This window comes from Thermosynechococcus sp. Uc (assembly GCF_029335995.1).
Taxonomy (GTDB): Bacteria; Cyanobacteriota; Cyanobacteriia; order Thermosynechococcales; family Thermosynechococcaceae; genus Thermosynechococcus.
The window spans coordinates 1-14,227 of sequence record NZ_JARJMS020000036.1 but is presented as its reverse complement, the minus strand read 5'-3'; the positions used below and the strand labels follow the sequence as shown (position 1 = coordinate 14,227).

Here is a 14,227-nt window from a genome sequence, read left to right as displayed (position 1 = left end):
TGCCTACTTCCGCAGAGGAAAAAGTATATGTCACTATTAATGTCGGCACTTGGTGGCCGCTATTGCAACAGCGCCTGGAGCAAGCACTCTCGGCCATTAAAAATACTCGCAACTGGTGGTTTCCAGCATCCCCTGGGGAACGTTCCTCGATTTCTGGCCTCTATAGTGCCCTGCACCCCAATCTGCTATCCACGCACAATGGCACAGCCTGTCTATACAGCCTTGAGAAAACTGCATGAGGACACAAAGGATGACACTCGGCTGCGGGAGCAAAAAAGCCAAGCCGTCGAACTCTACACCTACCTCGCCACTTGGGGATTAATGCGTCTCAAGGCCGAAGAATTAGCTCTGAGTCAAGAGGGAAAGAAAGATGTCGTTAAAGCCTTTTTCCGGGTTCTTGAGGAAGTAACCGGTGATCAAAATTTAGCAAATGACAAAGGTTTGGAAGCCCTCAAGAACCTCGACACAGCGTCCTACCTTGGCCTAACGGGCTTAGGCTTACAGATTGCCCGTGAATTTACCTTCTGGGCGACGACCCTCTACGCCGACATCAAGAGTAAAGACTAGGAGCACCGCAAAATGACCTCTCAAAATCGAGTTCTCCAACGCCCCTCCTCTAATAAAGTAATAAAGCGACGCAGCACCCAAATTCAGGAAATTCCGCTAATTCTCCCCGTGGCAACGGTAAGGGGAGCGGCGGAAATAGCAATCAAGACGATCCCTCCCCTTGATCCCACTCCCGGCCCTGATCCAACCGCAGGCTTTGTTGAATACCTCCGCTGGATGCGATCGCCCAGTGATCCTTCAAGTAAAGATGGAACAAAAATTCAATTACTCACAACGGCGGAGAGGGGAAACTACACAGAACGCCTGAAAAGCTTAACAGAGCGCATCCGCCAAATTGCTGGTGAACAGAACTGTTTTCAGGTCACCTGCCCTTGGCGTATCCGTGTTGTGGCCACCGCGGTCCAGAAACTATGCTCTTGCCGGCCTTCGATAACTTGGGAATTCCCTATATTCCCTCCAGCACTCTGCGCGGCGTAGCCCGTGCCCAAGCCCTGCGCGAGCTGAAATCAGAAATAGAGGTTGCTAAGTATTTCGGTTCCCTAAAGGCAGAAAAAGCCAATCAAGCCGGCAAGATTATTTTCCTTGATGCCTATCCATTGCCTGAATCGAAGAAGGGCGGATTGGCACTCGATATTGTCAATAACCTATGGTCATGGGATGGGAACTCTCTCAAGTACAAACCCAATCCCAACACTTTCTTCTCCCTGCAAGGAGTTTCATTCCTCATTGGCCTACGACCGAGAGATGGCGTCTCTTTTGAAATTCTGGAGCAAGTAAAAAACTGGTTAATCTGTGGTCTGAACCAAGGCCTTGGTTCTCAAGTTAATGCAGGCTATGGTGTTTTAGTGGAACCCCAAAAACAGGTCGAGCATGGCTTCTTTAGCGTAGAGTTTACAGTTCAAGGCCAACTCATCCACGGTTCCTAAAAATTTGCCTGAGACGTGGAAACGAAAAGAAAAATTTTCGGGGCAATTCAGCCTCACCTTCAGCATGGCTATCTACAAGTACGGGTGCTCAACGGTCAAGTAACTCAACCTGAAGCACAAGGTAAAAGTGACCTCTACGGCGAAGAACAAGGGACGCTGGTATTGGACTATTCCCCAGAGGTTCCTGATGGTCAAAAAGGCACCTTAGCAAACTTGGCAAAACATCTCGCATGGCTAATGTTTCACCTTGGTGGTATTGGCCAAGGCGCACGCCGTCCTTGCTACTCTCGCCAAGAGCGCCCTAACCCTCGACTTCCATGGTGGCGCGGTTCTGACTTGATTCCTATGTCTAATCCTGAAAATAAAGATGAACATGACTTTTGGGAACATCCCGAGGATCCGAAGGAATTTAAACAAAAATTTCAGGAATACCTTCAAAAGTTTTATACCGCTTTATATGATCTGGGTAATCGGACAATTAACCCCACTGAACCGTCATTGTTATCGCTTGGCACTGTTAATACTGATCAATGGGAAGAAGTTGCTGATAAAAACTGCCGTATTATCCTTTGCTGGGGTTCTCCTGAAAACGGAAAATCCTATGGTCTTGCGTGCCTCCATCATAACCAATTTAAGCAACGGAATGGCTACGATAAAAACCTCTGTGGTTCTACCGGCAAGCCGTCACCTGTTTGGGTAGCTAACTTGGATGACTACCAAGTTATTACAATCTTTGGCGTACCTGAAAGTCAAGATAATCCAGATAATCCAAGACTCAAGTTTGTGAATAAATTAAAGAAAGAAGGACAATACAACCTGCTATTTCCCTTTACAAAAAAAGTTAAAAGTAACCCCTCCTGACAATTTCTTTGGGAAAATAGCTACTACTACGATATTCTTGGCATTCAGGGGGAGCTTCTGAGGAAGAGATCAAAGCGGCGTATCTTCGGCTATGTTTCAAATCTCAAGCCGACAAGCTCCCCCAAAAACACGGCAATCAACAACAGTGCCCTCTGTATTATTTTGGCTTTTCTTCGCTTTTAGATAATTTGTGTTCGCCGCGCGGTGAGTATTTCAAACAATTACCCTTGGCAATACTTGTGGTTGTGGACTCCTTCAGTTAGTAGCTGAGCAATGAAGGTCATTTTCTGCAACTGCTGGCCATTAAAGAGCGGGAGGATGCAGAACGGTTAATCCAAAATCTGTTAACAGGGAGGTAGAGGTGCTCTGCTATTGCTGTTCCATTTTTTAGCATTCCCAGAGTACAAGCAGAGTTTTACCCTAACAAAGCCGCTCTTTGGCCTAGGGTCGACTGCAAGAGCTTTCATGCAGGATGTGCTACTATAATAAACTTGGCATTATACATAGTGTTTAGGTATGCCCAAAGTTCTGGTTTCCGATCCCATTGAACAGGTGGGGCTTGATCTGCTTGCCCAAGTGGCACAAGTCGATGTCAAAATTGGCCTCTCAGAGGAAGAACTCATTAAAATCATTCCCGAATACGATGCCCTAATGATTCGATCGGGAACCAAGGTTACTAAGGCAGTCATTGAAGCAGCCAATCAATTGAAAATTATTGGTCGTGCTGGGGTGGGGGTTGATAACGTAGATGTACCCGCTGCTACCCGCAAAGGTATTATGGTGGTCAACTCGCCAGAGGGGAACACAATTGCGGCGGCGGAGCACACTTTGGCGATGATGCTCGCCCTTGCCCGCCATATCCCCGATGCAAATGCTGCGGTTAAATCGGGTCAATGGGATCGCAAACGCTTTACGGGAGTAGAAATTTATAAGAAAACCCTTGGCATTATTGGATTGGGCAAAATTGGCTCCCATGTCGCTACGGTCGCCCGTGCCATGGGCATGAAACTCCTTGCCTATGATCCTTATCTTTCGACAGAGCGAGCTGAACAACTGGGCTGCCGCCTTGTCGATCTAGATGTGCTGTTTGCGGAGTCGGACTTTATCACGCTGCACTTGCCAAAAACTCCAGAAACGCAACATCTCATCAATGCCAAAACCATTACCAAGATGAAGCCCACAGCGCGTATTATTAACTGTGCGCGGGGCGGCATTATTGATGAAGCAGCGCTTGTGGAGGCGCTTAGGACTGGTAAACTCGCGGGGGCTGCCCTCGATGTCTTTGAAAATGAACCCCTTGAAGCCGATTCCCCACTGCGTACCTGCGGCATGGAGGTAATTTTAACTCCCCATCTAGGGGCCTCCACTGAAGAAGCACAGGTGAATGTGGCCATTGATGTTGCCGAACAGATTCGCGATGTCCTCTTGGGGCTGCCGGCGCGATCGGCGGTGAATATTCCCGGCTTGCGTCCCGATGTCCTTGAGAAACTAGCTCCCTATATGCAGTTGGCCGAAACCCTCGGCAACTTAGTGGGGCAATTGGCTGGCGGTCGCGTGGAATCTCTGGAAGTTCGTCTGCAAGGGGAACTGGCCACCAATGACAGTCAACCGATTGTAATTGCCGCTCTCAAGGGCTTGCTCTCTCCGGCGTTGCGGGAGCGGGTGAACTATGTGAACGCTGGACTAGAGGCCAAGGAACGGGGAATTCGCGTTGTTGAAACCCGCGATGAATCGCAGCGCGACTATGCTGGCTCTTTGACGCTGATTGCCAAAAGTCCATCGGGAACCCGATCTGTCTCTGGTGCGCTGCTGGCCCATAGGGAATTGCGCATCACCAGTATTGATGACTTTCCCATTAGTGTAGCGCCAACCCGTTATATGCTGCTGACACTGCACCGCGATATGCCCGGCATCATTGGTAAGATCGGCACCCAGTTGGGGAGCTTTAATGTCAACATTGCCAGTATGCAGGTGGGTCGCAAAATGGTGCGCGGTAATGCGGTGATGGTGATTAGCCTCGATGATCCACTCCCGGAAGGCCTTTTGGAGGAAATCCTCAAAGTGCCCGGCATTCGTGATGCCTATATTGTCAATCTATAGGCTTGATTGTGGTACAGCGCTGGTGGGAAATTACCGTTACTTGTCAAGCTGAGGCGGAAGAGCTGGTCTATTGGCGCCTGCAATCTTTTGGCTGTCAAGGAACGGCAACCCAGCAACAGCAGGGACGGGTATTGATTCAGGGGTATGTACCGCAGCAGCAGGTGACCCTACTGGACATTGCCGCGTTGGGGGTTTGGATTGAGCAGGATGTCGTGGCTCAAGGCTACCTCTCACCCAAACTGCACTGGCAGTTGGTCAATGAGCAGGACTGGACTCATAGTTGGCAAGTTCACTGGCATCCGATACCGGTGGGCGATCGCCTACTCATTTGTCCCGCTTGGGAAACCCCACCGGCAGATAACACCCGCTTAGTCATCAAGTTAGACCCCGGCATGGCCTTTGGCACTGGTACCCATGAGACCACTCAGCTCTGCCTTGAAGCCCTAGAGATGCAGTTAGATCAAACCTTTGAGCCGCTGCCCCCCACTGTGATTGCCGATATTGGCTGTGGCAGTGGCATTCTGGCGATCGCTGCCCTGCTCTTAGGCGCTGAGAAAGTTTATGCAGTTGACACTTGTGAATTAGCAGTTACAGCCACCCAAAGAAATGCTCAGCTCAACGGCCTCACGGAAGCGCAGCTAGTGGTGGCTCAAGGCAGTTGGGAGAAAGTGCCACCATTCGTAGATGGGGTTGTCTGTAATATTTTGGCAGCGGTGATTCTTGAAATTTTGCCCCACTTGGCGGCAATTGTCAAACCTAAAGGCTGGGGCATCTTTAGCGGCATTCTCTTAGATCAAGCAGATCGTGTCGCAGAGCAATTGGAGCGGCAGGGCTGGAGCCTAGGCAGTGTCTGGCGACGCCAGGAGTGGTGTTGTCTCAATGCCCGTTTTCAAGGTCTGCCGGATTCAACCGAGTTCAACGAGTTAAACAATGTCAAGTTGCCGCCTTTGCTTTAGAGCGCATTAAAGAGTGTGATGCCATAAGTTCTTGATAACAAGCCTCTAGGCGATCCAAGTTGTGACTAAGACTATAGTGCTCAAGTACCCGTTTGCGGGCTTTATCCCCCAGCAGGCGAATCATTTCTGGATGCTGATAAAAAACGGGCAAAAGCGTTTGCAACTGAGTTTTGACATACTGGGGATTTAAGACAATGCCTGCCCCTGTAAGGACTTCGCCATCGGCGCCCACATCCGTGGCCAAGCAGGCCAAACCACAGGCCATTGCCTCTAAAAGCGAAAGGGACAACCCCTCAATCTGTGAAGGTAAAATGAAGACATCACAGCCGCGTAAAATTTGCAACCGTTCCTGATCATCAACAATCGAGCCAAGCCAGAGAATATTTTGATCTGGGCCATAGTTGGCCATTAATGAAGACATGAGGACACCGCTACCCACCATCAGCAGCTTACACTCCGGCGGCATGTCAGCAGCACACCAAGCGCGCAGGAGTGCTTCGACATTCTTTTCGATTGCCATCCGCCCCTGATAGACATAGAGGTAGCGTGCCTTAAACTCTTCTTTGGCCGTAGAGGGGCCGGGGGCATATTTGCGTGTATCCACCCCGTTGGGAATCACCCGCAGGGTTTCAGCACCTACTCCAAGACGCATCAAGAGTTCTTTTTGCGACTGAGAGAAAATAATAACTTGGTCATAGCGGGCTAAAAAGGGGGCATAGAGTTGGTAAGTCATCAAAGCTGTGCCCGCTGTTAAGGTGCGATACTTTTCGCTGTAGGCAGGATGAAATGTGGCGACAAGGGGAATATTCAACTCTTCGCAAATGTCAGGGAGAAAGAAATCGAGGGGGGAGAGGGTCAATGACGCATGGACAATATCTGGTTTGAGTTTCTTCAGGGATTCAACCAGAACTTTGTTGGCTCGCAGAGACGGCAGAGTATAGACTTGCGATTTGTAGAGGCAAGGGAGCGTTACATCTGGCATCTCACTGTCACTGTCGGCCTCCTGTTTATCCTCTTGGGCAAAGTGCAGAAAGCTCACCTGATAACCCCGATCCAATAGCCCATTGGTAATCTCACGACTATAGGTGACATTGCCGCAGGGGGGGGATTTTTTGCCAAGCCACGCGATGTGTAGAGCCACGATAGTTTATTCCTTTATTTAAGGATAGTTTTCTATAGGATTTAAATGTTTTAATAGCAGGGAATAATCGCTATCCTGACATACATCCTCGGAATTCGCCAAGATGCCTACAGATAGACCAAGGGGAAATGTATTCTATAGAACAGCCGTACCCATTTGATCGATGATGTGAATGGGGCCATTGACATCGCCGCTGAGGAACTGTCGCAAGTAGGGATTGTCAGTTGTGTGAGCTTCAGCATGGGTACCCTGCCAGCAAATGCGACCTTGGTAGAGGAGAATCAGGCGATCGCCCGTGCGTTCAATCGTACTATTTTGGTGAGTCACGACAACGTAGGCATGGCCAGTTTTCTCCCGTAGGTCGCGAATCAAATCCTCAATCACTGTCGAGGCAATGGGGTCTAGCCCTGCTGTTGGCTCATCGTAAAGCAGGAGGTAGGGATCGTCATCGGGGTCTTCTGGATTATCGACGATGGCACGGGCAAAACTCACCCGCTTGCGCATCCCCCCAGACAACTGGGCTGGGTAGAGGTCTTCTACGCCAGCGAGGCCGACCATCGCTAATTTTTCGCTGACAATTTCGCGAATCCGTGCTTCGGGCAAACGGGTGTGTTGATACAAGTAAAAGCCAACATTCTCAGCAACTGTCAAGGAGTCAAAGAGGGCAGATTGCTGGAAAACCATGCTCATGCGCAACCGGCACAGGCCATCCTGGCGCAACCCTTGGCGGCGTTCACCTGCCACATAGACTTCGCCTTGATCGGGGGCAAGTAATCCGGCAATAATCCGCAAAATTGTTGACTTCCCAGTACCAGAAGGACCAAGGATCACAAGGGCATCTTGGGGATAGATAACCAAATCCACATTATCGAGAACCTGCTTATTACCGAAAGCTTTGCAGACACCCCGCAACTCTACCAGTGGTTTGGTCATCTGCCGCCTCCTTTAGCCAAAGGCCTCTAATTGCAGGTCTGCGATCGCTTGCAATCCCCGCGCATCCCCCAACTTCAAAAGGGCTGCTTTGGCATCTTCCTGAACACCCATATCACTGTCCTGCAGCGCAGCAATCAGTTGATCAATGGCTTGGGTGTACAGAGAGCCAAAAGGAATTTTGCGACAGGCATGACCCAAGGCCCAAGCACAGTTACTGCGCACCGCCGCGATCGCATCCTGAGCCAAAGCCAAAGCAAGGACAGGAATGGCAACCGTTGCCGCCTCTTCACTGGCTTCGGCAACTTGACCCAAGGAACTGGCCGCCCACAGGCGCACGGCAGAAATATCGGTCTGCAGGGCATGAATCAAGGGATCAAGGGTGCGCCGATAAACTTCTGGTAGGGGAAAGCGGACGCTACAGTTGCCCAAGGCCCAAACAATGCCTTTGCGGACATAGCCATTCCAGTCCCGCTCCAATTGCTGAATGAGGGCATCCACTGCCGCCAAACTGGGGTTACGGCCAAGGGCATAGGCAGCACTGACACGAACCAAGGGACAGGGTTCTTGCAACAGATGAATGAGATAGGGTGTGGCGCGTTCATCCTGCAATTCACAAAAGGCACGCGCCGCTAACATCCGCTCCGTCACATCAGCGGAGGTCAGCAGGGGCAACATAGCTTCGGGATCGGGGCGATCGCTCTCCTCACTCGGTAGAGCTGCCAGTGCATCTTCTGAGGTGTCAAGAAGGGGGAAATCATTGTCATCCATACTGTTTAATCTACAGGATGCTTGGAACCCCGACTAGAGCGCACCGTTGACTTCAGCGCGAAAGTCATAGATTTGAGGTCATCAGTTGTGCCAGTTGCTCATCCCCCAGCTCAAAGGGAATGGCCGTGCCAGCGGGAATATCTAAGCACATCCCTCGCGCCTGTTGGCGATCAAACTGGAGAGCAAGATTGACCTGCCTGCCCACCTTTCCCTTGAGGATGCGAATCACCTAGTTGACAGTATAGACTTAAGGGGCGTCACCCCCTTGGCGGTCGTTAATGCCTGCTGTTCTTTGGGTGCAATGCGAAGCAGTTTTGCCGGTTCGGTTGTGGCACGCATCGTCTGGACAAACATTTCTGCTTTGAACGCATTGAGGTCAAAGAACTTGAACTCAGAAGGTGCTGAACCGCACCACAGCTGAATAATTTCAGCCTGCGCTTAAACCGGGGGCTCTAAGCTTTTTTCCTAAAAGTGATGATGCGCCCCCACTGAATGGGGCGATGCTCCAGTTGACCACCGTTAAAGTAACTGTTGGTCAGCCAGCATTAAATTCAATCGCGCCATCTGCGGGGATGAGTTCACTGGGAATCATGGCAGACTCGCGGCCAATCTCGGCAAGGTATCTCTATCCTAGGGGTAGAGGCGTACCCGCTGCCAGTGGTCTCCCTGGCGACGATAGCACAGGCGATCGTGGAGGCGATTGGGTCGTCCTTGCCAAAATTCAATCAAGGTCGGCAGGACCCGATAGCCACCCCAATGCTCTGGCCGGGGCACGTTTTCACCGTAGCGGGCTTCCACTTCTGCTAGGCGAGCTTCCAGTTCGGCGTAGGATTCTAGAATCTCACTCTGCTGAGATGCCCATGCCCCCCAACGGTTACCCAAGGGACGACTTTGGAAATAGGCATCGGACTCCGCTGCACTGATTTGCTCGACATGGCCCTCAATGCGCACCTGCCGTTCTAGTTCTGCCCACCAAAACACTAGGGCGGCCTTGGGATGAGCTGCTAATTCTAGACCCTTGCGACTACGATAGTTTGTGAAAAAAACAAACCCGCGCTCATCCACTTCTTTGAGCAACACCAGTCGCGCGGCGGGCATACCATCGAGGCCAAGGGTGGCCAGCGTCATCGCATTGGGTTCCGGCAATTCGGCGTTGACGGCCTCGGTAAACCAGAGGCGAAACTGTTGAATTGGATCTTCAGCCGCCTCACTTTCTAGAAGACGTTGACGGCGGTAATCACGGCGCAGATCAGCAATGCTGGTCATGGGTTTTCTTCAGACTTGTTGCTTGGGGTTTCTTCACTGATCCTAGAGGATTCCACGGGCGATCGCCCCCACAGAGTACGGAAAAAAATAGCTCAGCAGCAAAAAAATCAAACCAAATCCCATAAATAGGAGCACTCGCCCCACGGGCGCAAGATTGATAAGATCAATGAAAAAAAGGCGAACCAGTGTAATGATTAGGATTATCAAAGCCAGCGTGCGCAGTACTGATGTATCTCGTCGCAGCCCATAGCTCAGCAGTCCCACACCAAAGAGTCCCCAGACAAGGGTCGTTGCCCCCGTACCAAAGAGGGGCAATCATCCGCAAGTTTTGTGACGAATCGTGTTGGCTTAGGTCGTGCAAAATCAGCCCCTTGATTACTAGGGGTGCGAGGATCAGGCGATTAGCGTAGTAGCGAATAATAATACCGAAGGCAACCAGCACAAGTCCCGTAAAGCTATAGACCCAGCGCCAAGGTTGCGACAGGCGTCGCCAGAGCAGACTGATTCCAAGGTAGAGGCCACCACGCGCCCCGTTACCGTTGTTGACCACCCCCAAAGAAAAGCACTTAAGCCGAGGGCAATGAGCGGGTTAAAAAGGGCGATTGTTGAACCATAGCCAACTGATACTGGGGAAGTCTGCTGGGAGTGGGAGCGATCGCGCCACTGATACCAAGGGGGCAATACCGTAAAGCCTAGCCAAGTCAACACCAGAATCGCTTGCAACCCCCCAGATTAATCCGGTGAACGGTCATAGACACCATTAACATCAGCCATCCCAACCAAAAAGCTGAAAGCAGGAGCGATCGCCCGCCCTTCACCCCGTCAATTGGCCAACTGCCCAGAAGAATTCAAAAAATGTAACTGGTCAAGGCCAAAGGACAACTAATATCTGTGCTGTAGAGGAGCAAGGGGGTGGTTAGGCCGCCAACAACACCAATCACTGCCAAAATGGCTCGATTTTGGCGCAACGATATAAAAAATGCCCCCAGGGTCACTGCCCCCATCAATGGAAACGCCATGCCCCAAGGCATCACTATTAAAAACTGATAAGCAGCAAAGATGGTTAGGTAATACCCCCCTGCAAAAACTGACTGAAAATGGCTCGCTGCTGCAACCGCCAGCCCAGCCCCATCAGCACAATCCCGATAACAAAGCCCATGGCCACAAAAACCCCATCCATAATCCAGCCCAATTCAACGGCGTACCGAAAGAGAAAGCCAAGCCCCCACAGCAGTAGGCCAACACCAAGACGGTTGAGCCACAGCTCCCAATTGTGCAGCCAGTCCGCTGAGGAAGGCATCACATAGCGATCGCTGGAGGACGGCCACAGCGGCTTCTCAGTTTTCAAGACAACGCCGCAAGTCATCCCTGTCTGCCATAGTCTGACCCCTTAGGGGCTATATCCCCGTTTTATGCGCTAAAAAAGAGAGCAATTCCTTGAGCAATGCACTTTATCAAATGTTTAGAGAAGCCTTCCAAAAGGGGTAAAACAGGAAACAAAATCAGGTCAAAAATCGTCCTATGACACACAGAAAAGGTCGCAAAAAGCAAATTTTATCTTTCAGAGAAATTTTTATTTTCGGTGATCGGAGTCACAAAAGTGTTCAGAAATTAAAAATAACTTGTTAAAAGTTTATAAAATTTTCTTATTTTCTTTCATCAACTCTAAATTCCGTCAATATGCCAGTCTGCATAGGTTTCACTGCCCTCGGCGCTTTTTTATTCTCTTTCAAGATGTTTTCCGTGAACAAAATGCCCCTGATGCTTGATTCTAGGCCTTCGTGGTAGGTTGAAACAGTTCCGCGATGAGAGCGAACACGGCACCAGTAAGGGTTTGCCCCGTGTGATGTTGGTGCCCTACTGTCCAGCCGTATGGATGCCCTTTTTAACGGACGCCTATGAAAAAAACGCTTTATTTGGGTCTGACAACAACCACGTTGGCTGTGTTGGGAATGCTTTCTAGTAGCCGTGCAACCACGACTGCACCAGCTATAGAGTCAGCTTCAGATACCGCCTCGACCGTTGTTGCCACCAAAGTGGGGGAACGTCAGTCCACAGCTCCGAGGACAACGCGGGCGATCGCCAGCCTCCATCGTCATCAGCAACAGGGACGGGAAGCCATTACTGTCTATCTGCGGGGGATTCCCGTGCTTACGTTCTTGGGGCAACGGGCAGCCACCACAGAGGGAGTCAAAGTCGCTGCCGCGAACGGCGCCGGGATGCCAGAGCAAACCACTCTCTCAGAAGCAGCACAACAGGCAACCCTTTTTACTGCTCGTCTCAATCAGCTTCACGAACAGGGTTTTGACGCCAATTTGGTGCGCGTCCGTTGGGATGCCCAACAGCAGCACTATCGCATCTACGCTGACCAAGAACCGCTGCTGACCCTGAACAATCAGGTCATGCTGCCTAAGGGGGCACAGCGCAACGATGAAAATGCCCTGCGAATTGCCAACTTGATCCGTCGCCAACTGGGTAATGCTCCGGCTCTTACCAGTGTTGAGGGGAGCCAAAATACAGTTGTGGCCATGGGACCAATTCGGATGCAGTTTAGTGGTCTTGCCTCGTGGTATGGTCCTGGTTTTCATGGTGCTCGCACAGCAAATGGTGAGCGCTTTAATCAAGATGCCCTTACGGCTGCCCATCGCACGCTGCCCTTTGGTACACGGGTACGGGTGACGAATCTGCAAAATGGCCGCTCAGTGGTCGTGCGGATTAACGATCGCGGGCCTTTTACAGGGGGACGGGAAATTGACCTCTCGCGGGGAGCTGCCGCTGCTATTGGTCTGATTGGTGCGGGTGTCGGGCCTGTACGCATTGATGTGCTGGATTGATCCCCACCCCCCAAGGGCAAAATGATAGAATGAACGACATGCTAGGGGTGTCTGCGGTCAGAGCAGACTGAGAGTAAACCCTTAGAACCTGAACCAGGTCATGCTGGCGTAGGGAAGCTGTCTAGAGAGGATTCTATCCATGGTGCGTAGCGAATGGATTGCTGCCCGCAAAGGGCAAGACAATGTCACCCAAATGCATTATGCCCGCCAAGGGATCATCACCGAAGAAATGCACTATGTGGCAAAGCGGGAGAATTTACCTGCGGAATTGATTCGCGATGAGGTGGCTCGTGGGCGGATGATTATCCCCGCCAATATCAATCACCCCAACCTCGAGCCGATGGCGATTGGAATTGCCGCCAAGTGCAAAGTCAATGCGAATATTGGTGCCTCACCCAACTCCTCAAACCTCGAGGAAGAATTGGCGAAACTGCGTCTAGCAGTCAAGTATGGTGCCGATACGGTAATGGATCTCTCCACGGGGGGGGGTGACCTCGATGCCATTCGCACCGCCATTATTAATGCCTCACCGGTGCCCATCGGTACGGTGCCCGTCTATCAAGCCCTTGAAAGTGTCCACGGCAGTGTTGAGCGGCTCACCCCCGATGACTTTCTTCATGTCATTGAAAAGCACGCCCAGCAAGGGGTGGACTACATGACAATCCATGCCGGGATTCTCATTGAATATCTGCCCTTGGTCAAAAACCGCATCACAGGGATTGTGTCGCGCGGTGGTGGCATTCTCGCCAAGTGGATGCTGTATCATCACAAGCAAAATCCGCTCTACACCCACTTCCGCGACATTATTGAAATCTTCAAAAAATATGATGTCTCCTTCTCCCTAGGGGACTCGCTGCGGCCGGGGTGTCTCCACGATGCCTCCGACGAAGCTCAACTGGCGGAGTTGAAAACCCTCGGTCAATTGACGCGCAAGGCTTGGGAACACGATGTCCAAGTAATGGTGGAAGGGCCTGGCCATGTGCCCATGGATCAAATTGAATTTAATGTGCGCAAGCAAATGGAAGAGTGCTCCGAAGCCCCCTTCTATGTCCTTGGACCTTTAGTGACTGATATTGCCCCTGGCTACGACCACATTACCAGTGCCATTGGGGCAGCAATGGCGGGCTGGTACGGCACAGCGATGCTTTGCTATGTCACCCCCAAAGAGCACCTTGGCTTGCCTAATGCCGAAGATGTGCGCAATGGCTTAATTGCTTACAAAATTGCTGCTCACGCAGCGGATATTGCCCGTCACCGTCCGGGAGCGCGCGATCGCGATGATGAACTGTCGCGGGCACGGTACAACTTTGACTGGAACCGCCAGTTTGAACTGGCTCTTGATCCAGATCGGGCACGGGAATACCACGACGAAACCCTACCAGCAGATATCTACAAAACGGCTGAGTTCTGCTCCATGTGCGGGCCGAAGTTCTGCCCAATGCAAACCAAAGTGGATGCCGACGCCCTTGCGGAACTGGAGAAGTTCCTCGCCAAGGAAAAAGATCAAGTCAGCGCCTCTGCCTAGAGCATGGCCATTGAGTTCAAGGGGGGGCTGATTGCGATCGCCCTCCTTTTTGATGTCACCAATGGTTTCCATGATGCCGCCAATGCTATTGCGACGGTGGTGGCCACCCGTGCCCTTTCCCTGCGCTCAGCCCTCATCCTTGCGGCTGTGGCTAATTTTAGCGGTGCTTTCTTGAGTACACGGGTGGCGCTAACCATTGAATCGGGGATTCTCGACAGTTGCGCCTTGGGTGAACATTGGTTTAGCGTAATTAGTGCCGCACTTCTTGGTGCAATGGGCTGGAATTTGCTCACTTGGTATTGGGGGCTGCCCAGTAGTTCTTCCCACGCCCTGATTGGTGGCTTAGTAGG

General features: G+C 51.3%; 15 protein-coding genes, 1 pseudogene and 1 riboswitch. Of the genes and pseudogenes, 8 read left to right on the top strand and 8 right to left on the bottom strand.

The features are described 5' to 3' along the window. The first annotated feature begins 198 nt into the window (after window positions 1-198). From P3X23_RS03895 to prmA, 5 genes are all read left to right on the top strand, one after another. A complete protein-coding gene (locus P3X23_RS03895; protein ID WP_300873331.1) occupies window positions 199-567 on the top strand; it encodes a hypothetical protein in 369 nt (122 codons plus the stop codon). Window positions 568-938: 371 nt separating this feature from the next. Next, window positions 939-1,493 carry an RAMP superfamily CRISPR-associated protein gene (locus tag P3X23_RS03890; RefSeq protein ID WP_300873329.1) on the top strand — a complete coding sequence of 185 codons (555 nt, stop codon included), beginning with the start codon at window positions 939-941 and terminating at the stop codon, window positions 1,491-1,493. Window positions 1,494-1,508: 15 nt separating this feature from the next. After that, window positions 1,509-2,354, top strand: a complete 846-nt coding sequence (locus tag P3X23_RS03885; protein WP_300873327.1) for a hypothetical protein — start codon at window positions 1,509-1,511, stop codon at window positions 2,352-2,354. 516 nt (window positions 2,355-2,870) lie between these two features. Further along, complete coding sequence (serA, locus tag P3X23_RS03880; protein WP_300873325.1) at window positions 2,871-4,454, top strand: phosphoglycerate dehydrogenase; 1,584 nt, start codon at window positions 2,871-2,873, stop codon at window positions 4,452-4,454. A gap of 8 nt (window positions 4,455-4,462) precedes the next feature. After that, entirely contained in the window at window positions 4,463-5,410 is a 948-nt protein-coding gene (prmA, locus tag P3X23_RS03875) for a 50S ribosomal protein L11 methyltransferase (RefSeq protein WP_300873323.1), read from the top strand. Here prmA and P3X23_RS03870 read toward each other — a convergent pair. From P3X23_RS03870 to P3X23_RS03835, 8 genes and pseudogenes are all read right to left on the bottom strand, one after another. Continuing rightward, complete coding sequence (locus tag P3X23_RS03870; protein ID WP_300873321.1) at window positions 5,388-6,551, bottom strand: glycosyltransferase family 4 protein; 1,164 nt, start codon at window positions 6,549-6,551, stop codon at window positions 5,388-5,390. The two genes, prmA and P3X23_RS03870, sit on opposite strands and share 23 nt — an antisense overlap. Window positions 6,552-6,686: 135 nt before the next feature. Then, window positions 6,687-7,484: an ABC transporter ATP-binding protein gene (locus P3X23_RS03865; RefSeq protein ID WP_300873319.1), complete on the bottom strand. Its 798-nt coding sequence runs from the start codon at window positions 7,482-7,484 to the stop codon at window positions 6,687-6,689. Between the two features lie 12 nt (window positions 7,485-7,496). After that, window positions 7,497-8,252, bottom strand: coding sequence for a HEAT repeat domain-containing protein (locus P3X23_RS03860; protein WP_300873317.1), 756 nt, complete (start codon window positions 8,250-8,252; stop codon window positions 7,497-7,499). A gap of 64 nt (window positions 8,253-8,316) precedes the next feature. Next, window positions 8,317-8,457 carry an urease subunit beta gene (locus P3X23_RS03855; RefSeq protein ID WP_300873315.1) on the bottom strand — a complete coding sequence of 47 codons (141 nt, stop codon included), beginning with the start codon at window positions 8,455-8,457 and terminating at the stop codon, window positions 8,317-8,319. Between the two features lie 425 nt (window positions 8,458-8,882). Next, the gene (gene pdxH, locus P3X23_RS03850; RefSeq protein WP_300873313.1) at window positions 8,883-9,518 is read right to left on the bottom strand and encodes a pyridoxamine 5'-phosphate oxidase; all 636 of its coding nucleotides are present in this window, start codon (window positions 9,516-9,518) and stop codon (window positions 8,883-8,885) included. A 42-nt stretch (window positions 9,519-9,560) separates the two neighbouring features. Further along, window positions 9,561-9,833, bottom strand: a complete 273-nt coding sequence (locus P3X23_RS03845) for a DUF2339 domain-containing protein (protein ID WP_300873311.1) — start codon at window positions 9,831-9,833, stop codon at window positions 9,561-9,563. Window positions 9,834-9,911: 78 nt separating this feature from the next. Beyond that, window positions 9,912-10,226, bottom strand: a complete 315-nt coding sequence (locus tag P3X23_RS03840) for a hypothetical protein (protein ID WP_300873310.1) — start codon at window positions 10,224-10,226, stop codon at window positions 9,912-9,914. 140 nt (window positions 10,227-10,366) lie between these two features. After that, window positions 10,367-10,818, bottom strand: a pseudogene (locus P3X23_RS03835) (DUF2339 domain-containing protein). Between the two features lie 598 nt (window positions 10,819-11,416). Between P3X23_RS03835 and P3X23_RS03830 the strand changes: the two are divergent. The 3 genes from P3X23_RS03830 to P3X23_RS03820 all read left to right on the top strand — a co-directional run. Further along, window positions 11,417-12,352, top strand: a complete 936-nt coding sequence (locus P3X23_RS03830) for a septal ring lytic transglycosylase RlpA family protein (protein WP_300873308.1) — start codon at window positions 11,417-11,419, stop codon at window positions 12,350-12,352. Window positions 12,353-12,385: 33 nt separating this feature from the next. Further along, a riboswitch (TPP riboswitch) is annotated at window positions 12,386-12,484 on the top strand. 10 nt (window positions 12,485-12,494) lie between these two features. Continuing rightward, window positions 12,495-13,877, top strand: coding sequence for a phosphomethylpyrimidine synthase (thiC, locus tag P3X23_RS03825; RefSeq protein WP_300873408.1), 1,383 nt, complete (start codon window positions 12,495-12,497; stop codon window positions 13,875-13,877). A 3-nt stretch (window positions 13,878-13,880) separates the two neighbouring features. After that, the coding region (locus P3X23_RS03820) for an inorganic phosphate transporter (RefSeq protein ID WP_300873306.1) at window positions 13,881-14,227 on the top strand (347 nt) is incomplete at its 3' end.

Excerpts from the sequence above, each read along its gene's own strand:
- P3X23_RS03895 (WP_300873331.1), top strand. The coding sequence starts at position 199 with ATGGCACAGCCTGTCTATACAGCCTTGAGAAAACTGCATGAGGACACA.
- serA (WP_300873325.1), top strand. The coding sequence starts at position 2,871 with ATGCCCAAAGTTCTGGTTTCCGATCCCATTGAACAGGTGGGGCTTGAT.
- P3X23_RS03865 (WP_300873319.1), bottom strand. The coding sequence starts at position 7,484 with ATGACCAAACCACTGGTAGAGTTGCGGGGTGTCTGCAAAGCTTTCGGT.
- P3X23_RS03860 (WP_300873317.1), bottom strand. The coding sequence starts at position 8,252 with ATGGATGACAATGATTTCCCCCTTCTTGACACCTCAGAAGATGCACTG.
- pdxH (WP_300873313.1), bottom strand. The coding sequence starts at position 9,518 with ATGACCAGCATTGCTGATCTGCGCCGTGATTACCGCCGTCAACGTCTT.
- P3X23_RS03830 (WP_300873308.1), top strand. The coding sequence starts at position 11,417 with ATGAAAAAAACGCTTTATTTGGGTCTGACAACAACCACGTTGGCTGTG.